Origin of the sequence: Nonomuraea sp. NPDC048901 (assembly GCF_040649695.1) — a bacterium.
Taxonomy (GTDB): Bacteria; Actinomycetota; Actinomycetes; order Streptosporangiales; family Streptosporangiaceae; genus Nonomuraea.
The window spans coordinates 1-19,159 of the sequence record NZ_JBEZFW010000036.1 but is presented as its reverse complement, the minus strand read 5'-3'; the positions used below and the strand labels follow the sequence as shown (position 1 = coordinate 19,159).

General features: G+C 69.4%; 21 protein-coding genes and 1 pseudogene. 9 read left to right on the top strand and 13 right to left on the bottom strand.

Annotated elements, in window-relative coordinates; genetic code table 11:
* Positions 1-353 precede the first annotated feature (353 nt).
* The 7 genes from wecB to AB0C30_RS56755 all read left to right on the top strand — a co-directional run bounded on the left by wecB (position 354) and on the right by AB0C30_RS56755 (position 6,685).
* Entirely contained in the window at positions 354-1,616 is a 1,263-nt protein-coding gene (gene wecB, locus AB0C30_RS56785) for a UDP-N-acetylglucosamine 2-epimerase (non-hydrolyzing) (RefSeq protein WP_357961106.1), read from the top strand.
* A complete protein-coding gene (locus AB0C30_RS56780) occupies positions 1,613-3,475 on the top strand; it encodes a DUF2334 domain-containing protein (RefSeq protein WP_357961103.1) in 1,863 nt (620 codons plus the stop codon). The genes wecB and AB0C30_RS56780 overlap by 4 nt, the downstream gene beginning before the upstream one ends.
* On the top strand, positions 3,468-3,617 hold the full coding sequence (locus AB0C30_RS56775) for a hypothetical protein (RefSeq protein WP_225302465.1): 150 nt from the start codon (positions 3,468-3,470) through the stop codon (positions 3,615-3,617). Before AB0C30_RS56780 ends, AB0C30_RS56775 begins: the two co-directional genes overlap by 8 nt.
* A complete protein-coding gene (locus AB0C30_RS56770; protein WP_357961100.1) occupies positions 3,614-4,849 on the top strand; it encodes a glycosyltransferase family 2 protein in 1,236 nt (411 codons plus the stop codon). The genes AB0C30_RS56775 and AB0C30_RS56770 overlap by 4 nt, the downstream gene beginning before the upstream one ends.
* Complete coding sequence (locus tag AB0C30_RS56765) at positions 4,846-5,523, top strand: hypothetical protein (RefSeq protein WP_357961097.1); 678 nt, start codon at positions 4,846-4,848, stop codon at positions 5,521-5,523. The genes AB0C30_RS56770 and AB0C30_RS56765 overlap by 4 nt, the downstream gene beginning before the upstream one ends.
* Before the next feature lie 99 nt (positions 5,524-5,622).
* Complete coding sequence (locus AB0C30_RS56760; protein WP_357961094.1) at positions 5,623-6,375, top strand: response regulator transcription factor; 753 nt, start codon at positions 5,623-5,625, stop codon at positions 6,373-6,375.
* Positions 6,338-6,685: a hypothetical protein gene (locus AB0C30_RS56755; protein ID WP_357961241.1), complete on the top strand. Its 348-nt coding sequence runs from the start codon at positions 6,338-6,340 to the stop codon at positions 6,683-6,685. Before AB0C30_RS56760 ends, AB0C30_RS56755 begins: the two co-directional genes overlap by 38 nt.
* A gap of 332 nt (positions 6,686-7,017) precedes the next feature.
* Here the strand turns inward: AB0C30_RS56755 and AB0C30_RS56750 are convergent, their stop codons facing one another.
* Positions 7,018-8,313, bottom strand: coding sequence for an alpha/beta fold hydrolase (locus AB0C30_RS56750; RefSeq protein WP_357961091.1), 1,296 nt, complete (start codon positions 8,311-8,313; stop codon positions 7,018-7,020).
* Between the two features lie 135 nt (positions 8,314-8,448).
* On the opposite strand from AB0C30_RS56750, the gene AB0C30_RS56745 reads away from it, so the two are divergent.
* Together AB0C30_RS56745 and AB0C30_RS56740 are read left to right on the top strand one after the other, a co-directional pair.
* The gene (locus AB0C30_RS56745; RefSeq protein WP_357961087.1) at positions 8,449-9,057 is read left to right on the top strand and encodes a class I SAM-dependent methyltransferase; all 609 of its coding nucleotides are present in this window, start codon (positions 8,449-8,451) and stop codon (positions 9,055-9,057) included.
* A gap of 30 nt (positions 9,058-9,087) precedes the next feature.
* Positions 9,088-9,711 (top strand): DUF2218 domain-containing protein, encoded by a 624-nt coding sequence (locus AB0C30_RS56740; protein WP_357961084.1) that lies wholly within the window; start codon positions 9,088-9,090, stop codon positions 9,709-9,711.
* On the opposite strand, the gene AB0C30_RS56735 is transcribed toward AB0C30_RS56740, so the two are convergent.
* The 12 genes and pseudogenes from AB0C30_RS56735 to AB0C30_RS56680 all read right to left on the bottom strand — a co-directional run.
* Positions 9,708-10,295 (bottom strand): TetR/AcrR family transcriptional regulator, encoded by a 588-nt coding sequence (locus AB0C30_RS56735; protein ID WP_357961081.1) that lies wholly within the window; start codon positions 10,293-10,295, stop codon positions 9,708-9,710. The two genes, AB0C30_RS56740 and AB0C30_RS56735, sit on opposite strands and share 4 nt — an antisense overlap.
* Before the next feature lie 186 nt (positions 10,296-10,481).
* A complete protein-coding gene (locus AB0C30_RS56730) occupies positions 10,482-10,646 on the bottom strand; it encodes a hypothetical protein (protein ID WP_357961079.1) in 165 nt (54 codons plus the stop codon).
* A 239-nt stretch (positions 10,647-10,885) separates the two neighbouring features.
* Positions 10,886-11,146: a hypothetical protein gene (locus tag AB0C30_RS56725; RefSeq protein WP_357961076.1), complete on the bottom strand. Its 261-nt coding sequence runs from the start codon at positions 11,144-11,146 to the stop codon at positions 10,886-10,888.
* A complete protein-coding gene (locus AB0C30_RS56720) occupies positions 11,133-11,798 on the bottom strand; it encodes a group II intron maturase-specific domain-containing protein (RefSeq protein WP_357961235.1) in 666 nt (221 codons plus the stop codon). Before AB0C30_RS56720 ends, AB0C30_RS56725 begins: the two co-directional genes overlap by 14 nt.
* 895 nt (positions 11,799-12,693) lie before the next feature.
* Positions 12,694-13,422, bottom strand: coding sequence for a glycosyltransferase (locus AB0C30_RS56715; protein WP_357961073.1), 729 nt, complete (start codon positions 13,420-13,422; stop codon positions 12,694-12,696).
* A gap of 98 nt (positions 13,423-13,520) precedes the next feature.
* Positions 13,521-13,652: a hypothetical protein gene (locus AB0C30_RS56710; RefSeq protein ID WP_357961070.1), complete on the bottom strand. Its 132-nt coding sequence runs from the start codon at positions 13,650-13,652 to the stop codon at positions 13,521-13,523.
* Positions 13,653-13,997: 345 nt separating this feature from the next.
* Positions 13,998-14,897, bottom strand: coding sequence for a CDP-alcohol phosphatidyltransferase family protein (locus AB0C30_RS56705; protein ID WP_357961067.1), 900 nt, complete (start codon positions 14,895-14,897; stop codon positions 13,998-14,000).
* A 280-nt stretch (positions 14,898-15,177) separates the two neighbouring features.
* A complete protein-coding gene (locus AB0C30_RS56700) occupies positions 15,178-16,293 on the bottom strand; it encodes a CU044_5270 family protein (protein ID WP_357961063.1) in 1,116 nt (371 codons plus the stop codon).
* Positions 16,286-16,858 carry an RNA polymerase sigma factor gene (locus AB0C30_RS56695; RefSeq protein WP_357961059.1) on the bottom strand — a complete coding sequence of 191 codons (573 nt, stop codon included), beginning with the start codon at positions 16,856-16,858 and terminating at the stop codon, positions 16,286-16,288. Before AB0C30_RS56695 ends, AB0C30_RS56700 begins: the two co-directional genes overlap by 8 nt.
* Positions 16,859-16,978: 120 nt before the next feature.
* Complete coding sequence (locus AB0C30_RS56690) at positions 16,979-17,125, bottom strand: hypothetical protein (protein ID WP_357961056.1); 147 nt, start codon at positions 17,123-17,125, stop codon at positions 16,979-16,981.
* Positions 17,126-17,218: 93 nt separating this feature from the next.
* Entirely contained in the window at positions 17,219-18,097 is an 879-nt protein-coding gene (locus tag AB0C30_RS56685) for an MFS transporter (RefSeq protein WP_357961053.1), read from the bottom strand.
* A 185-nt stretch (positions 18,098-18,282) separates the two neighbouring features.
* Positions 18,283-18,966: pseudogene (locus tag AB0C30_RS56680) on the bottom strand (Tn3 family transposase); the annotation flags it as partial.
* Positions 18,967-19,159 lie beyond the last annotated feature (193 nt).

The window sequence follows — 19,159 nt, the reverse complement described above, 5'->3', positions numbered from 1 at the left end:
CGGGGTCACGGAAAACGATAATTGATCTTTAAAAGAGGGCGTCCGGCCGGAAGTCCGGGCGCCCTGCCCGTCCGACGTCCATGACCAGGGCATGGACGTCGGGCCGTGCGTCGTAGGCCTCGGGGTCGAGGAACGAGAGGACAGCCATTAGCGGTGAGATGGATCATGGTGCAGATGGTCACGGTGGGACGAGGAGTCGTCGCCAGAAGGGGTGGGCGAGGAGTTTCCAGGACAACCCGGACGATCCCCAACCCCTGGCATCGCGGACGAATTGAGGTAGTCCTGAGGCAGTCTTGAGGATTGCTGAATGTTTTAGTGCGAATTGTCGTTTTATGTGCTCTTCAACGAGGCTCGTGGGCACCGGGCGTGCGGGGTCGGGCGTACGTCGCGTCATGGTGGTGTACGGCACGCGGCCCGAGGCGATCAAGATGGCTCCCCTGGTCATTGGTCTGACCGAGGCGGCGCTCTTCGAGCCGGTGGTGGTCGTGACAGGGCAGCATCGGGAAATGCTCGACCAGGTCCATGAGACGTTCGGCATCGAACCGGACGTCGATCTCGGGATCATGCGGCCGGGACAGACCCTCGCCGAGCTGACGAGCCGGGCGGTCTGCGGGCTGGACGGTCTCGTGGCCGCGTACCGTCCCGACGCGGTGGTCGTGCAGGGGGACACGACGACCACGCTGGCCGGAGCGCTAGCGGCCTTCTACCACCGGGTGCGGGTCGTGCATCTGGAGGCCGGGTTGCGCAGCGGCGACCTGTACTCGCCGTTCCCGGAGGAGGCGAACCGCAGCCTGACGAGCCGGATCGCCACCCTCCATCTGGCGCCGACCTCAGGCAGCGCGGACAACCTCCTTCGTGAGGGCGTGTCCGCCGAGTCGATCGTCGTCACCGGAAACACGGTGATCGACGCGCTCCTGCAGAGCACCTGTACGGGTCACGGGTACAGGGAACCGAGGCTGGCCGCGCTGGAGCAGGACGGCCGGCGCGTCATCGTGGTCACCGCGCATCGCCGGGAGTCCTGGGGGGACCGGATGGAGGGCATCGCCCGGGCCCTGTCGCGGCTGGCGGCGGCCGGTGAAAGGGACGTGCACCTCGTCTTCCCCATGCATCCGAACCCGGAGGTGAGGCGCGCCCTGCTCCCGCGTCTCGACCGGCATCCGAACATCACGGTCACCGAGCCGCTCCGCTACGGCGACTTCGCCCGCCTGCTGCGCCGCTCGTACCTCGTGCTCACCGACAGCGGCGGGATCCAGGAGGAGGCGCCGAGCCTGAACAAGCCGGTGCTCGTGATGCGCGACACCACCGAACGGCCCGAGGCGCTCCGCACCGGGGCGGCACGGCTGGTGGGGACCGAGGAGGACGGCATCGTGGCCGGTGTCAGCGGCCTGCTCCACTCGCCCGAGGACTACCGGCGCATGGCGCGGGCGCGCAATCCCTACGGCGACGGGCGGGCCACCGAGCGGGTGCTGGCGGCGCTGGCCCACCTGTTCGGCCTCGGTCCGCGCCCCGTCCCGTTCGGAGCGCTGCCCGAACAGGGCGTGCCCCGACAGGACTACCGGGTCGTGGTCGAGGTCGAGGCGGCGAGCCATGGCGTGAGGCCGGTGATCGTGCGATGAGCGACGGCGAGCGCGCGGGCGGGCTCCGGCGGCACGCCGGGCTCAGGTGGCTGGCGGCTCTGCTGCTGAGCGCTCTCGTCGTGTCGGGCGCCAGCCTGGGGATCTTCTCCAGGAAGGAGCCGGTGACCTTGCCCGCGCCCCGTACGTGGCCGGCGTGCAGCACGAACGGCCCGGACGCGCCGGACGGACGGTCCGCGAACCCGGCGGCGACAGCACGCGCGGGCATGGACCAGAACGGCACGCACCATAACGGCAGGGACCAGAAGAGCACGCCTCAAAACGGCACGGACAAAGGCGGCACGAACGCGAACGCGACGCTGATCGCCGTCGACGACGCCGACGGGCCGGCCGCGTTCCAGGTGTACGCGGCCCGCGCCGCCAACCTGGTCTCGCACTTCGGGCCGGTACGGGTGATCCGGACGAGCACCTACCGGGCCGGCATGCTGGCCGGCCACCGGGCCCTGGTGTACGTGGGCATGTCGAGCACCCAGCGGCTTCCGGCGGCCCTGCGCGGCGACGTGCTCGCCGGCCGGCGCCCCGTTCTCTGGCTGGGCGGCAACATCGGCACGCTCACCACGGCGGACGACTTCGTGCGGCGCTACGGCTGGCGATGGGGCGGCGAGGGCCTGGCGCCCCGCCGGGTTCCGCGCCAGGGAACCGACGCCCAGCCGCCGATCCCGCAGTCCGGGCAGGTCGTCCAGCGCGGCGCGGGCCTGGAGCGCGTCACTGGCGTCCAGTACAAGGGGGTGCTGCTGAGCCGCGACCCCGGCCAGGGACCGATCAGCACGTTCGCCGCTCTCGACCCCAGCAGAGCCCGGGTGCTGGCCACGGCGGTCACGACGGATCGCCGGACGGGTCCCTGGGCCGTCAGGTCCGGGAACCTCACCTACGTCGCCGAGGTCGCGTTGAACATCGACGAGGACGACGACCGCTTCCTGGCCGTGTCCGACCTGCTGTTCGACCTGCTCGCTCCCGGAACGCCTGCCCGCCACCGCGCCCTGGTCCGCCTGGAGGACCTCGGACCGCAGGCCGATCCCGAGGCCATCCGCGCGGCGGGGGAGACGCTGTCCCGGCTCGGCGTCCCGTTCAGCTTCGGCGTCATCCCGGTCTACCGCGGCCCGCTGAAGGACGGTCAGGAGCGGGCGACCATCCGCCTGCGGGACCGGCCGGAGCTGGTGCGGGCCCTGGTCTACCTTCTGGAGCACGGCGGCACGATGGTCCTGCACGGCTACACCCACCAGTCGGACGGCCCGCCCAATCCCACGAACGGGGAGAGCGGGCAGGACTTCGAGTTCTTCCGCACCCACTTCGACGCCCAGCAGCGGCTCATCTACGACGGAGCGATCCACGGCGACTCGGCCACCTGGATGGAACACCGTCTCGACCAGGCGGTGGCTGAGGTCCGCGCGGCCGGCCTGCCCGAGCCGCACGTCTTCGAGGTGCCGCACTACGCCGCCTCGCCGGACGACTACCGCGTCATCGCGCGCAAGTTCGCCGCCCGCTATGACCGCGGGGCCTACTTCACCCCCGGCTGGGAGGGCCACGCGCCGGTGTCGCCGTACATGGACGAGCAGTTCGCCCCGTACGTGATCCGCGACGTCTATGGCAGCGTCGTCGTCCCGGAGACCCTCGGCATGGTGGAGCTGCACCCGGTCATGGAGGACGAGGGGACCCCAGAGGCGATCGTGGAACACGCCCAGGCGCAGCTCGTGGTACGCGACAACGTCGCGGGGTTCTTCTACCACCCCTTCCTCGGCGCCGACCGGCTGAAGGACATCGTCGGCCGGCTCAAGTCGATGGGATACCGCTTCGTGGCGCCCTGTCAGCTAGGAGAGAGGAAAGGCAAGCGCCATGACTGAGCTCCTCGCGCGGGCCGTGGACGTCGGGGCGACGGCGTTCGGCGTGGCCCGGCTCGCCCTGGCGGTCGCCGGACTGCTGTTCGCGCTGTACGTCGTCGTCCTCGGCACGCTCGTGCTGGCCGCCCACAGGAGGCGCCGATGATCACCGTGCTGGTCCTGTGCGCGCTGTCGGCCGTGCTGCTGGTGTTCACCTACACGCTGGGGATGTACCTGGAATCGGCGGGCATCGCCGAGCACCCCGCCGGCGACGGCGGCGACTTCTCCGTCGTCTTCCTGGTGCCCTGCCTGAACGAGGAGCGGGTCATCGCCGCCACCCTGAGCGCCCTGCCCGGCGGCCAGGTCCTGGTCGTGGACGACGGCTCCGACGACGGGACGGCCGAAGTCGTCCGGCGGGTCGCCGGCCCGCTGGTCCGCCTGCTCAAGCGCGAGCCGCCGGACGCCCGCCAGGGCAAGGGCCGGGCGCTCAACCACGCCCTTCGCCACTTTCCGGAGGAACTGCTGGACGACGCCGACCGTGTCCTGGTCTGCCTGATGGACGCCGACGGCCGGCTCGACCCGCGGGCCCTGGACACGGCGCTGCCGTACTTCGCCGACCCCCGGGTCGGCGCCGTCCAGATGGGGGTGCGGATCGGCAACCGGACGCAGAGCCTCCTGACGCGGATGCAGGACATGGAGTTCGTCGTCTACACCTGGATGTTCCAGCGCACCCGCACCCGCATCGGCTCTGCGGGGCTCGGCGGCAACGGCCAGATCATGCGGCTGAGCGCCCTCCTGGACCTGGGTGACGACCCGTGGTCGCCCAGCCTGACCGAGGACCTGGACCTGGGCGTGCGGATGGTGCTGTCCGGCTGGCGTACCGCCTGCGTCCCGGACGCGACCGTGAGCCAGCAGGGGCTCGTCAGCGTGCGCGCCCTGGCGCGGCAGCGCTCACGCTGGTTCCAGGGGCACCTTCAGGCGCTGCGGCTCGTGCCGTCGGTGGTCGGGCGGGCGTCCGGCCGGGTGGCGACCGACCTGCTGAACGTGCTGCTCAGCCCGTTGCTGATCTTCGTGGGCGCCTTCATGACGATCTCGCTGGTCGCGTCCCTGGTGGGGGTGGCGTTCTCGCCGGTGGCGCGCGAGCAGCTCATCCAGCCGGTGCCGATCGCGTCGTGGTACGCGCTGACGTTCGGCGCGGCCTTCCTGCTCGGGCCGCTCTACGCGCGCATCAGCGGTGACATGGGGCGGTTGCGCGGGCTCTGCTACGGTCACCTGTTCATCGTCTACAACCTGGTCTGGCTCGTGGCGGCCTGCCGGGGGCTGTGGCGGGCGGCGCGCGGCCGGCGGGTCTGGATGAAGACCGAACGGCTGGCCGATCCGTCACCGGGACCCGCGTGAGAGCGCTCGCGGGCCCGGCACTGGCCGCTGTCGCGCTGCTCGCCCTCCCGGTGGCGCCCGCCGCGCCCGCCCCGTGCGTCCCGTGGCCGGAGGGGACCGTCCGGGCGGGGCTGTTCCTGACCTACGACGGGTACGGCAGGGCGTGCACGTACCAGGCCGGCGGCCGGTGGGTGTGGCGGCTGTCACCGCGGCCCGCGCGAGCCCCGGCCGAGACGCACGCCGCGCTGGCCCTGACCACCGGCCGCTACACGGACGTCCGGATCCGCGTACGGGCCAGGACCCTGCACCAGCTACGGCGCCCCACGCCCAACGCCTGGGAGGTCGCCTGGGTCGTGTGGCACTACACGGACGACGACCACTTCTACTACCTCGTGCCCAAACCCAACGGCTGGGAGCTCGGCAAGGTCACCCCCGGCTACCCGGGCAACCAGCGTTACCTCGCCACGGGCGCCCGGTCCTACGCGCTCGGCGTGTGGCACACGATCGAGATCCACCAGGTGGGCGCCACGATCACGGCCAAGGTGGACGGCCGTCACCTGGTCCGCTTCCACGACCGTGAACGGCCCTATCGGGGCGGCCACGCCGGCCTCTACAACGAGGACGCCACGACCTGCTTCACCGACCTGCGCGTCGCATCTGCGGCACGGCGGTTTCGCGGCGGCTCGCTGCGGTAAGTGAGGCCTTGAACGGGGGAGGGATCGCCGGGGTCACGGTCGTGCGACCGCGCCGCCACCGCGCTCGCCGGCGATCGGTGGCTGACTCGAGGTGATGGCGTGGTGGAACGGCCGGGGGCACTGGTCATCGAGGACACCGCGGAGATGCGCAGGCTGTTGTGCGAGGTCCTGCGGATGGCCGGTTTCGAGGTGTCGGAGGCGGCCACCGGGGCCGAGGGGCTGGACCTGGTCGCGCAGAGGCGGCCCGACCTGGTGACGCTCGACCTCATGCTGCCGGACATGGACGGCATCGAGGTGTGCCGGCGGCTGCGGGGGATGACGAGCGCGTACGTGATCATGGTGTCGGGCCGTACGGAGGAGGCCGACCGGCTCATCGGCCTGGAGGTGGGCGCCGACGACTACATGACCAAGCCGTTCTCGCCGCGGGAGCTGGCGGCGCGCGTCGCGGCGATGTTCCGGCGGCCCCGCCGCGAGCCGGAGAGCGCCTTCCCCGAACGGGCGGGGGTCCACGAGTTCGGCGACCTGGTCGTGGACGAAGAGAGCCGCGAGGTGCACCTGGCGGGCCGGCCCGTGCCGCTGACCCGCATCGAGTTCGACCTGCTGGCGCTGTTCGCCTCCAACCCGAGGCGGGTATGGCCTCGCGAGACGTTGACCCGGGCGATCTGGCACACCGACTGGCCGGGCAACGCCCACGTGATAGACGTCCACATCGCCAACCTGCGGCGCAAACTCGGTGACGACGCCCGGTCCGGCCACTGGGTGCGCACGGTGCACGGTGTGGGCTACAGGTTCGGAGACGGAGGGGACATGCGCGATGGTCCCGATTCACGTTCTGCTGTGCGGGAGCGGTGACGACACGGCGCCGCGCGACGCGCTCCGGCTGCTGCGCGAGGCCGCGACGCTCCCGGCCGCGCCGGATCTCGCTGGAACGGCCGGGCTTGGCGGAGGAGATCCAGATCAGGTTGCCGTTCTCGTCGGTGAGGGCGAGGAACAGCAGGCCGTGGACCTTGTGTTTGCCGTTGTAGTTGGTGCGGTTGGCTCGCCCGGTGCGGCGGCGGGTACGCACCAGCGTGCCGTCCAGCAACACGACCTGCCCGCCGGCCTTGGCGATCTTCTTCAGGGCGCGGTCCAGGCGTGGGGCGTGCCGCGAGCAGGTCGATGACCTCCAGCAGCCAGCGGCGGATGGTGGAGGCTGAGACGTTGTTGCCTGCGCACAGATCGTCTTGCAGGACAGCGGATCCTGGCCGGAGCACACCGCGGACAGCAGCGCCTGGTAGTCGGCGGGCAGCACGTGAACCCCGGCGGCCTCATGCCGGAAGCCGCTGGAGATGGCCATCTGGCGCCGCGACGGCTAGGCCGAAGAGCTGGAGGGACTGGTCCATCACTCCGATCGCGCCTGTTCATCCGCTACACCGACCGGCTCGCCGACGCCGGCGGGGTCACACACCTCTGGGCCGCACTCGGGTCGTCGCGGGCCGCCTGGGTGGTGCGGTGTCAGGCGTTCCTGGCCGTGAGGTGCCGGGCCAGCTCCTCGGCGAACTCGGCGGCGTGCGAGAGGAAACCGGTGTGGCCGCCCGGCAGCTCGATGACGCCCAGGCCCAGCCGTTCGCCGAGGCGCCCGATGGCCTCGTAGCAGGGATAGCCGTGGGATTCGCGCCCGGCGGCCGGGAGGATCCGGTCGGCGTGCTGTGTGAGGGCGTCCAGGTCGAGCTCGGCTGGCGGGTACTGACGCAGCTCGTGTTCGAACCAATAAGCGGCGTTGGCGTCGTTCCTGGGGGCGCGAGCCATGGTCCGCCGGTCGATCTCGGCGAACGTCCGCTCCCGGAACGCCTCAAACGCAGGCTCGATCCCCGACGATCGGTAGAGATCGTAGACGCCGCTGAAGAAGGTCTCCCACTCCTTCCCGTCGGGCAGTTGCCCCAGGGCGGGCGGCTCGTACGGGACAAGCGTGCGCACCGCTTCGGGGTGGCGGGCGAGCGTCTCCAGGCCGACGATGGCCCCCGAGCTGGCGCCGAACACGGTCGCAGAGTCGTCGCCGCCCAAATGCCCGATCAGCCTCCGTACGTCGTCGGCGTCGGTCTGGAGGCGGCGGTCGTAGTCCTGAGGCCCGGCGAGGCGACTGCGTGAGAAGCCGCGCCGGTCGTAGATGACCACGGTGTAGTGCGCGGCGAGGTGCGCCGCGACCATCCTGAACACGTCGGCCGTGCCGCCGGCTCCCGGGACCATGACGAGGAGCGGCCCGTCGCCGTGGGTCTCGTAGTAGAGCCGTGCTCCGGGGACCTCTACCTGGCCCGCCGCGACGGCCTGCCGCAAGGTCGACAGGTGTTCCGCCTGGTGTGAGAGGGCCACGCCGATCACCTGCTCCAGCGTCCGCTTCCCGTCGGAGAAACGGCTCGTGGCCGGGTCCAAGACGCTGTCGAGCCGCTCGTCTGTCAGGTCGCCGAGCCGGCTGATCTGATCGTTGGCGCGGGTCAGGTCGCCCAGGAGATCGGCCAGGTTCGCGGGCCCCGGCGCTCCGTCGTGGCCGCCCCCGTGCGTTACTGATCCATCGTGCTGTCCGGCCTGGTGTGCCGCCGGGCCGTCCGCAGCACCCCGGACGAGTCCGCCGAGCCGCCCGTAGCCGTCGGCCAGATGACGCCCGGCCGCGCCGACGGTGTCCCCCGCACCGTCGCCGCCCTCGTCGTGGCACGGTTTGCGCAGATCGGCCTCGGTCATGCGACCGAACAGGTCCATCGCTTCGCGCAGCTGGCGGGTCGCCGCCTCCATCAGTGCCTTACCGCGTTCGCTCACAGCAGTGCCCCTTCCTCCGTGGCATGTGAGGATTTTTCGATACACACTGTATGTATCATGAGCGGCATGTAGTGTTCAATTCGATGCTGTTCCACTGCATCACGGTGTATTGATCCACAAGGAAAGGACTCACGTATGAGCGACGCGCCCGTGCACCCGCACGGCCCTCCGGAGGACCTGTACGGCACCACGCCCCCATGGGACGTCGGGCGCCCCCAACCGGCGTTCGCCGCCCTGGCCGAGGCCGGCGAGTTTCGCGGCAGGGTGCTGGACGTCGGCTGCGGCACCGGCGAGCTCGCGCTGCTGTGTGCCGGCATGGGACTCGACGTCACCGGCGTCGACCTCGCGCCGAAAGGGCTCCAGGCCGCCGCGGAGAAGGCGCGCGAGCGGGGGCTCGCCGTCCGGTGGCTGCGCCATGACGTGCTGCGGTTGGGCGAGCTGGGCGAGACGTTCGACACCGTGCTCGACTCGCTGATCTTCCACATCTTCGGCGACGCCGACCGGGCCACGTATGTCGAGAGTCTGCGCGCCGCCCTGCGGCCGGGAGGCCGCTACTTCATGTTGTGCTTCAGCGAACGGCAGCCGGGCGCGGGTGAGTACGGTCCGCGCCGGGTGACGCGGGAGGAGATCGCGGCGGCGTTCTCCGACGGCTGGAAGATCGACTCGATCGACGCCGCCACCATCGACAGCAATCTCGGCCCGGAGGGCCTGGCGGCCTGGCTGGTCGCCCTCATCAGGATCTGACCCCGAGTCCGAACAAGCAGAAGGAGCACGATGCCGACCAGCGAAGCCACGGTCAAGATCGAACGGCCGAGCCGCTATCTCACCCAGCTCTGCCGCCACGCCCAGCAGATGGGCGGGCGCAAGGGCCACCAGATCCCCGGCCACCTCGGCCATCGGCCGCCTGCCGAGCGGCCGCAACGCGTCGAGGCCGAATGGAGCGACACCCACGGCACCATCACGTTCGACTGGGGCACCTGCACCGTGGACGCAACCGACGACACGCTGGAACTGCGGATCGAGGCGGACGACCAGGAGAACGTGCGCCGGATCGAGGAGCTCATCGCCAGGAACCTCACCCGGTTCACCGCCCGCGACCCCGTCAGCGTGGAGTGGCGCTCCAAGGACGGATCGACCACCACGGAGAGATCACGGACCCTGCACGGATCACAGGCTTCGGCGGGCGGTCGCAAGCGGGGACGCGGCCAGGCGATGCTCATCGCCGTGACCGTCGCGGTGGGCGTCGCCATACATGTGGGCGTGGGGGTAGGCCTGCTGGCCATGCCCCAATGGACGGGCATGATCGTCGACCTCCTGCTGCTGGCCGTCGCCGTCAAGCTCGTCTTCGTCGGCGTGCACCTCTACCGCCGCCGCAAGGTTGCCAGAACCCGCTCCTAAGGCCGCATCCCGGCCATGACGACCTCGAGCAGGCGCTGAACGGCCGCCTTAGACGGCATCGCGGCCGCCGCCTGAAGGGCGTGCCGGCAGTAGGCCGCCAGCTCGTCGGCCGGCACGTCCGCCCGCACGTGACCGGCTTCGGCGGCCCCTGCCAGCACGTCGCGGAGCAGCTCGTCGAGCTCCTGATGCGCCCGCGCGACGTACTCCCCTTTGTGCAGGGCGGCGAACACGTCCGCCCCGAAGCTCTCGTGCTCGCCGTGGTGCCCGCGCTCCCGCTGGATGTGCGCGTACGTCCGCAGCACGGCCTCGAGCCGCTGCTCCGCGCCGCCGGCGTGATCGCGGGCCGTGACGAGCTCCTTCAGATGCTCGGCGACCCGGCGGTCGTGCCAAACCAGCACGATCGTCTCGACGGCGGGGAAGTATTTATACAGGGTCGCCCGCCCGATGCCGGTCTGCTCGGCGATCTGCGACATGGTCACCCCGAGCAGGCCGCGCTCGGCCACCAGCGCGGCGGTGGTGTCGAGAATCGCGTCGCGCACCGTGCGGCGGTGCGCCTCGATCGTCTCGTTCCACAACTTCGGCACCCCACAAGCTTACTGCTACAAAACACTGTGCATAAGTAACGACATAGTGTCTCGCAAAATCCTCGCGAGCCGGCTGACCAGCCCTTGCGCTCGCCGTCGACCATGCGGTGTCGTGTCAGCGGCCGCGTCAGGAGCCGGCCAGGACAGCGGCGGGCACGACGGCTTTGGGCGCCGGGGCCATGAAGGTCACCCGGCGTGGGTCAGCTCCCGCACGTTGTCGTAAGAGATGGTCTTGGAATCGCCCAGCAGCAGTTCCCGCCGGTCGGCGATCTTCTGCAGTGCCCGCATCGCCCCGACGACCTGCGACACCTCCGCCGCGCCGCCATCGTAGACCCGGGAAAAGACCGGCACCCCGCCATCGGCGCTGGTGCCGATCCCGGCCGGATCTGCTTCAGATCCGGCCGCCGGTCCTTGGGATGGCCGTACTTGGACCGGGGGAACTCCTCCTCGGCCTGGTCATAATCGCCGAACAGGGAGATCGGTCGGGTAGCGGTGGCACGTTACCGCGCCACCGCCCCCTCAGAACCGGGCGAGCGGGCTTTCCCCGCACCTCGGCTCAAGCAAGCCACGAGGGCGTCACGGCGATGATGTCACCGGGTCCTGCGCGCGCGGGCCTGGTGGCTGCGGTTGCAGGAGGCGTGCACCAGGCGGGTTGTGGTTCTGTCCGGCTGGCCGTCCCGCCCGTGGTGGGTGAGGTAGAGGGCGGCTATCGCCCTGCGGGCGGTGCTCAGCCACCAGTTCTCCCATTCTCGGGGGGATTGCGGCGGTTGATCGGCGGCGAGAAGAGCCTCGCCGCAAAGCGGGCAGCGTCCGTCCTGCCTGGCGAGCAGGCGCAGGTTATAGCTGTCCAATGGGGGTTTGATTCTTTCGCCGCCGCTTGGCCCAGTACTCGGTCAGGTCCGGGTCGTCGGGAGAGGCCCGCCCCGTCACGAGCTGATGCCGGACGATGGTGGTCCAGGAGAACTTGGCCAGGTGGCGGACTCCCCCGTCAGAGACGGAGGTGCGGTCCCCGAACACCCACCGGTCGTTCCTGAACCGGTTGAACCGGCCGAAGTAGCGTCTGACGATCCACTTCTTCGGCTTGTTGGAGTGCGTGTGGCGTGCCCATCGGAAAGTGGGCCACCACACGTGATGGTCCAGCGCGGAGAAGATCTTGCTGGCCACCACTCCTCGGTAGTAGGCGGCCCAGCCCCGCATGATGGGGTTGAGCCTGGCGATGACCGCCCTCGCGTTCGAGCCGCGCAAGGCGCGGACCTCGTCGGTGAGCCTCTTCCGAAACCACCTGACCGCATCCTGGCTCGGTTTGATCAGCAGCTTGTCGCCTGGGTAGCGACGCAGGTTGAACCCCAGAAAGTCAAAACCCGCTTCGAGGCGCACGACTCTCGTCTTGTCCTCGTTGAAGATCAGCCCTCTAGGACCCAGCCACCGGGCGAGCCGCTCCTTGACCTGCGCCGCGTGCTGCTCGGAATGGCAGCACACGACCAGGTCGTCGGCATACCTCACCAAGATCGGAGAACCGTTCCACCGCCACCTCACCCTGATTGGTTATGGTGCGGTAGCGGACTCCAGCGGCCTCTTCCAGCCCGTGGAGCGCCACGTTCATCAGCAACGGGCAACTTCCAGAATTCCAGGGGAGGCAGCAGCACACTCGGCATATCCGGGGGTGAGGAACCAGCGGACAGCCGTTGGCGCTGAGAAGGATCTTGGCCGCAACGAGTGAGGTCGCTCTTGGCCGTGAAGGTTCTTCAGCGGGTTGCCCGGTCGCGGCGTCGGCGGGCGGCGCGGATCTCGAAGTCGGCGACCTTGTCGTCGAGCAACGCGTACAGCTGCGATCTCGACACCGGCGGCGGCGCAGTAGCTCTGCCGGCGATGGTGGGCGGCGTCGTAGGACAGAGGTCCGCCGCGGCCGTTGATGGAGGCGCGGAACAGCGGTCCGGCGGTGTAGCCGGCGCGGGTCAGGTAGAGCTTGAGTAGGGTGACGTAGCCGCGGTCGTCGAGCAGGACGGTGCGGACGCTGCCGCCCTTGCCGTGGATGCGGACGTGTTCGTCGTCCAGCCGCAGGTCCAGGTCTTCGACGTACAGCAGGTGCGTACAGCAACACGGCCTTACACCATCACACTCCACCAGCCGCTACCCACCGCCTGACCAGGCCGGGACGTCGTTGACAAGGTATCTGCCCTTCCCTACGGATCAGAAGGTTACGGGTTCGACTCCTGTCGGCCGCGCTTATGTGAAAGGCCCGTCACCAGGGGCTCCCTGGGACGGGCCTTCGTGTTTGTCTTGACCATCTCGCGATCTTGCTAACACCCCTGCTAACAGGCGCTCAGAGGATACTTCCGCCTACTCGCCGATCGCCTGAGTGAAGATCTCCGCAGCGGATGCTTCCGCCGTGAGTTTGTCACTTCACGAGTGATACCCCCCGGGTCTTTTTGTCGATCAGGTCGGCGAGGAGTTGGTCCCACATGGCTGCGATGGTGGTGGGGCGGTAGCGGGCCGAGGTGTTCAGGGCGCGGGCTCCGAGCTGCCGGCGTAGTTCCTCGTTCTCGATGAGTGTGCAGATCGCGTCGGCCATCGCGTGGATCTTGCCGGGTTCGACGAGTAACCCATCGAAGCCGTGGGTGATCAGCTCGGCCGGTCCGGTGGGGCAGTCGTAGCTGATCACCGGCAGCCCTTTGCTCATCGCTTCCAAGATGACCATCGGCATGCCCTCGCGGCGCGAGCCGAGCACGAATAGGGAGGCGGTGTCCAGTTCCGCGCCGACGTCCCTGGCAGCACCTTCCAAGAGCACCCGGTTCCTCAGCCCGCGCTTGTCGATCGCCATCTGGAGTTTGGCCGCGCGGGGGCCTGCGCCGACGATGCGCAAGCTCCAGTCCGGATGTCTGGCATGGACATGGACCCAGGCGCGGATCAGCAGGTCGTGGCCCTTGACATAGGCCAGACGACCCACGGTGACCGCGTTCTTGGTCGTGAGGGCGGCGGGGCCGCCGCTCAGCCGGGTGACGGCGTTGGGGATCTGGATCAACGTCTGCGGGCCGTTGCCGCCTCTTCGCCGGTAGGCGTGCTCGTAGCTGAGGAGGTCGGCCTGGGTGAGGGTGACGAGGGCGTCGAGCCTGCCGTAGCGGCGCAAGATCTGTGCGCGAATGGCCGGCCGGTGGCCGGACAGGTTGCCATGCTCCTGGGCGATCGTGATGACCTCGGGCGGGGCGAAGCGGGCGGCGATCAGGTTCAGGGACGCTCACGTTCCCTGAGCACGCTCATGATCTCGACGTCGCGCGTACGCGCGAGGTGTTCGGCGAGGTTGAAGACGGTCCTGATCGTGCCGCCCATACCGTTGGCGTGCAGCAACAAGATGCTCACCGTTTGGCCGTCGGCCGGAGGCGCCGAGCGGGCACGCTGGCGGTCGCGTATCTCCAATGCCCGAAGAAGCGTCGTCACGGCGGCGCGACGTACGAAGGACACGTCACATTTCCGTTCACGGTGATGGCGGCCCCTTGCGTGAAGCCGGAAGAAGGCGGCCGTAGCGGTGTGGCCCGGTCCGGGACCGGCGAGTGGCCTCGCCGGTCCCGGACCGGGCGCATGTCGTGCGCTTTGGTCCTGGGCAGGGCGCATGGCGTGGCGCCTGGCCGAAGCGCTTTGCCGGGGGTGAGGCCCCGGAGGTAGGAGCGTGGGCGTGTCGGCCGTGTTCGGGAGAAGGGCGGGCGTCTACCCGAGTGTGGAGTGCGTGGGCGGCGGCGGGATGCCGGCCAGAGCGCGGGTGAAGTCGCGGGAGGACAGCCAGAGTTTGTACATGATCGCGGCCTCGAAGACGAGTAGGAGGATCGCCGCGCCGATGGTGACCGCGACGATCTGGCCCAGCAGGGGGCCGACGATGAACACGGCCATCTGGAACTCGATGCCGCTGACCAGGTGGGTGCGGACACGATGGGCGCGCAACCATTCGCGGACGCGGAGGTACCAGTCGAAACGCGTGCGAAACTCCTGCTGAAGGTCAACAGTCCCGGCCGGGCGGACCGTGATCTCGTCGGCGTCAAGGTCGCCGTCTTCGAGCAGCAGATCTGCGGAGACGGTCGGCAGGCCGGCCGTGGCCGACTCCTGCGTCGCCTTCTTCAGCGTGCGGCGCATCTGCCGCCGGACCTTCGCGATTTGAAGGGCGTCGACATAGCGCAGCATGTCGAGAAAAACGATCATGACGCCGAGAACCAGATAGATCTCCTGCCCGCTCGCCGCGTATTGCCCCCAGGTCAGGGCGAGCGTGCAGGTGAGCACCCGAATCCGGTCGAAGACGTAGTCGAGCCAGCCGCCTAGGACGGTTCCGGTGCCCTTCAGACGCGCGACCTTGCCGTCCACGCAGTCCAGCACGAAGCTCAGATGATAGAGAACGGCTCCGGCGACCAACCACGCCCAGTCGGCCATTGCGAAGCAACCGGCCGACCCGAGCCCGAGAACGAAGGCGCCCCAGGTGATCTGATTCGGGGTGATCGAGGTCCGGTTCGCGGTCACGGCCACGAGCGGGCCCGCCAGGGGATCCACCAGGAACACCGTCCACCAGGCGTCTTTCGCCTTATAAGTGCGCGAGCGCACCTCCGCCACCGTGAACGTCATCGAGAGAACCTCCCTGGCCCGCTCCGTGACCCGCGATCCCCCCAACCCCGGCCCCGGCCTCTACCGGCACCGGAACTTCGGATGACGCCTCCTCGTCCCCGGGAGAACAGGACCGGTCTTTCAAAGATCATCATCAGCGTATTCCGAATCGCCTGTTTCTTCTTCGTCGTCGAGCGCATGCGTGTCATCTCCGAGATGCAATGCGTCGTCGGCCCCGAGAAATCTCGCCATCCGCTCTGAGAATTTTTTCAAAACTCCACTTCCATCTCCGATCGCTTATTCAGTCAGCCGATATCCGCTCGCCTGTCAAAGGTGGGCGGTCGCCCGCCTCGTCGACGATCGCGCCCTTGAGCTGGGCGTCCCAGCCGAGGATCTGGCCCTTGCGCACCGCGCTGAAGAGCTCCTTGTGGTCCCGGATCACGACGGTGCGGTAGCCGAGGTACGCGTACGTCTCCGGGTCGATGAAGATCTCGTCGCGCAGGTAGCCGTTGCCGACCCGGTAGAGGGTCACCCCGGGGCGCTTGGCGAGGTCCGACGCACCCTTCTCGTACCGGACGCCGGGGATCCTGGCCATGGCCCCGTACATCGCGGCGCGGATCCTGGCGGGCAGCACGGCGTCGCGCATGCCCTGGGCGATGTACTGGAACGCGTACATGTCCCGCTCGTCGCGGGTGAGCGGAGCGGGCGTGAAGCGGTGGCCGCCCTTGGCTGCCGGGCGGTCCTGCCGCTTCGCGGTCTCCTCGGCGTTGATCTGCTCGTACACGCGCTCCAGCAGCGCGCCGGGGTCCTCCGGCAGCGAGAGCAGGTACGGATACGTCACCTCGTACTCCGATCCCTCTTCCACCTTGAGCTGGCCGTGCTCCATGTAGGCGAAGCCCTTCTCGTCCAGGCGCCGCCAGCTCTCATGAGTCGTCTTCACCTTCGGAATGCCGAACAGTCCGGGGCCGCCGTCCACCCGCGTCTGGGCGGTGAGGCTCTTCAGGTACGCCCACTGGCCCGGCCGGGGCGTGACGTCCGGCTCTGCCGCGGCCTGGGCCGCCGCGTTGCCGGCCAGGTCTCGCGCGTCGGCGACGGGACGCAGCCGCAGGGTCGTGGGGGACGGGGCGCCGGTCGGAGTCGCGCCCGTGCGGGGGACCGCGCTCACGACCCCGGCACGGCCGCTGCCGGTCTCCGCGCCGTTCACCGTGGTCGTCACCAGGACGGCGGCGGCGGCCGCGCCGGCCAGGCCGAGCCCCCACACCGGCCGGGTGCGGCGGACGGTCACGAACCGGGCGGGCCTCCGGTTGCGGGACGCGCGCATGTGGGCCGCCAGCCGGGAACGCGCCTCCGAGACGACCTCCGCGGCCGGATCCGGCATCGCGTCGTGACGGTCGCGTAGCTGCCGCAGCTCATCCATGGTCGATTACCTCCTGTGCCGTGGGGCCTAATGTGGTGCGCAGCTGGCGCCTGGCCCGGTTGACCCGGGAGCCCACCGTGCCGACCGGAATGTTCAGGGCGCGTGCCACCTCCGCGTAACTGAGCTGGGCGCAGGCGACGAGCAGCAGCGCGTCGCGGTCGCCCTTGGACAGCGCCGCCAGCCCGCGCGCCAGCTCGGGGCTCAGCCGTTCGGCGAAGACGCGCTCCACCACCCGGTCGGCGTGCCCGGCGACGTCGTCCGGGCCGGCGGCACGGCTGAGCGCGCGGTACAGGCGGATCTCGCTGCGGCGGTGCCGGCCGATCAGGTTCGTGGCGATTCCGTACAGCCAGGCCCGCGCGTCGTCGAAGGCCGGGTCGTAGCGGTGCCGCTGGTCGAAGGCGGCGAGGAACGTCTCGGCGGCCACGTCGTCGGCCGCGCCCGGCCCGAGCCGGGCCGCCACGTACCGGTGGATGACCGGGAAATACCGATCGAAGATCATCGAGAACGCGTCGGCCTCGTGTAACGACCGTTCGATGATCGACGCGTCAGTCGTCGCCTCACTCATGCGTAAGACACGGACAGGGGACGAGCTCATGCATTTGGCGCCTTTCTGAAGAAGTGATCAGCGCTGATTGCCCGAACCCGCCCATCTTCTTCACGCCTTCTTCCGATACGGTCAGCCGGGCTACCGCTCCGTCGGCCGGAGCAGGAGCGTGACGAAGCCGAGCACATCGTGGTAGCCGCCGAGCCACAGGTCGCGGTGCTCGTCGGCGGCGGCCAGGGCCTCGAAGGCCCACGCGGCGTCCACGCGCAGCACCAGGTCGAACGGCACTGCGGCTTCGAACGAGTCGGCCGGGACACCTGGTGCAGCCGGAGCCGGTCAGCCACCCCGAGGCGGACCGCGCGCGACTCGGCCCACCGGCGGCTACGAGTCGGTGTTCCTCATCGGCATTGTGGACGACGGCGCGCACGTCGCAGCCCGCCGCCGAGGAGGACCGTGCAGGACCCAACGGTCAGTAGCCCCCCCGGCGAGGAAAGTGCCTCGTACCTCAGCGAGCGGCAGGACCAGTGCCCCAAGCGCGGCACCTGCCGCAATGCCGGCGTTGTAGGCGCCGGAGTTCGCCGCCAAGGCGATGTCCGTGCGGCCCGGCGCGCAGTGCAGCATCGCGTTCTGAGTGGACATGAACACCGGCCCGAGTGCACCGCCCATCAGCATCAGAAACACCACCGCCGCCACCTGATGAGCGCCGAACGCATACAGGCCGAGCATGCCTACCGCCTGCGTGGCCACGGCGGCGGCCAACGCGGACTGCGGAAAACGGTCCAGAAACGCACCAGTGATGCTCACCCCGGCCAGCTGGCCCAGCCACGTTCCAGCGGGAACACCAAGCGCGAGAGCGAGCGAACCAGCGACGGATAGCGCCCCGACCACCCGCCCCCGGACCTCGGGCGCGAACAGACCCACCGCGACCGGCCCCGTCACGGCCCAGAACAGCGCCTGGGCAAGCGCGGTCAGTAGCCGCGTCACGAGGAGCAGCCGGTAGGAGGCAGCCAGCGCCGCAACAAGACTCGACACCACGAGCGCAGCAAGCAGTCCCATAAGCACATAGCGTCGGGGTACAGCCCGCACGACGTGGGCGAGTGGCACGGATGCGATGGCCACCGTCACGCCGTAACCAGTAACCAGCAGGCCAACCGCTGACAGGGACATCCGTAGGTCGTCGGAGATGAGCTCCAAGAGGCCGACCGGCAGGTTCTCCGCGGTGTTGAAGGTAAGAGCGGCCAGCATCAGGGCCCCGAGCACCGCCAGCCTGTGTCATGGAGCCGGTTGCCGCGTGATCGTACTGTCTTTTCCTGCCCTCGCGCGTTGTACCTGCTCAGTAGCAGCGTCCATGCAGGTACCCCACCAGGCACACCAGTCCCGCCGCAACCGGATTCATGTGGCTACGCGGTCTTGCGCCCGTTTCTGCCGTATTCCGGTGATACCCGTAGTTGATCTTCTTGTCCTTCGCGGTAGGGCTTGCGGATCTGGCCGCTGGCGCCGTGGCGGATCTTGCGGGCGAGCCGGTGCCGGGACTCCTGGACGGTGAGCTGCTTGTTCAGCTTGCGGCGGTAGGTGTCGTCGATCGGGTCCAGGATGGACAGCAGGTGCAGGGTCTTGTCGATCCGGCCGTACTCGGCGAACGCCTCCCCGAGCGGGGTCGGGGAGCCGTTGCGGGCGAACATGCGCAGCAGGTCATAGGCACGGACCTGGTTGTTCACCAGCGATCCGGCGACCCGAGTCATATCCGACCCCTGGGTGTGAATCCTCATCCGGTTGATCTTGTTGCGGGCAATCGCCTCCAGCGGCCCGTACGCCGGCGCCGTCCCGTCGGGCAGCTCGGCGCGTCAAAACCGCTGATCGCCCAGATCGGCGAAGCGGGGCGCGAACCGGTAGCCCAGCATGGAGAAGATCCCGAAGACCACGTCCGAGTCGGATGCCTGGTCGGTCGTGACGACCTCGGGTTGCGGCCCCGCGTCGATGTTGATCAGGGTGTCGAGGATGTACAGCGAGTCGCGCGGCGTGCCGGGCACGACCATCTGCCCGATCCCCATCACTTGATCATTGACTGCGTTCAAAAGCGTCAGGCCGCGCTTGTAACCGAAGTACTCCGGGGAGGGGGCGGCGTTGAGCCTCCAACAAAGCCGGAGCGCTTCATTGTCCCCGGGCCTGCCGGCTTGAGGTGGGCATGTCAGGGCTCTGACAGCTCGAACCAGACGGCCTTGCCGGTAGGGGTAGGTGTGGTGCCCCAGCAGCAGGCGAACTGGTTGATCAGGCTCAGCCAATGGCCTTGTTCGTCGTCCTGGCCGGCGTGGCGCGTGTGGG

Bases quoted from the DNA above. Each gene is read 5' to 3' on its own strand.
- AB0C30_RS56780 (WP_357961103.1), top strand. From the start codon at position 1,613: ATGAGCGACGGCGAGCGCGCGGGCGGGCTCCGGCGGCACGCCGGGCTC.
- AB0C30_RS56775 (WP_225302465.1), top strand. From the start codon at position 3,468: ATGACTGAGCTCCTCGCGCGGGCCGTGGACGTCGGGGCGACGGCGTTC.
- AB0C30_RS56770 (WP_357961100.1), top strand. From the start codon at position 3,614: ATGATCACCGTGCTGGTCCTGTGCGCGCTGTCGGCCGTGCTGCTGGTG.
- AB0C30_RS56755 (WP_357961241.1), top strand. From the start codon at position 6,338: ATGGTCCCGATTCACGTTCTGCTGTGCGGGAGCGGTGACGACACGGCG.
- AB0C30_RS56745 (WP_357961087.1), top strand. From the start codon at position 8,449: ATGAGCGACGCGCCCGTGCACCCGCACGGCCCTCCGGAGGACCTGTAC.
- AB0C30_RS56740 (WP_357961084.1), top strand. From the start codon at position 9,088: ATGCCGACCAGCGAAGCCACGGTCAAGATCGAACGGCCGAGCCGCTAT.
- AB0C30_RS56705 (WP_357961067.1), bottom strand. From the start codon at position 14,897: ATGACGTTCACGGTGGCGGAGGTGCGCTCGCGCACTTATAAGGCGAAA.
- AB0C30_RS56700 (WP_357961063.1), bottom strand. From the start codon at position 16,293: ATGGATGAGCTGCGGCAGCTACGCGACCGTCACGACGCGATGCCGGAT.
- AB0C30_RS56695 (WP_357961059.1), bottom strand. From the start codon at position 16,858: ATGAGTGAGGCGACGACTGACGCGTCGATCATCGAACGGTCGTTACAC.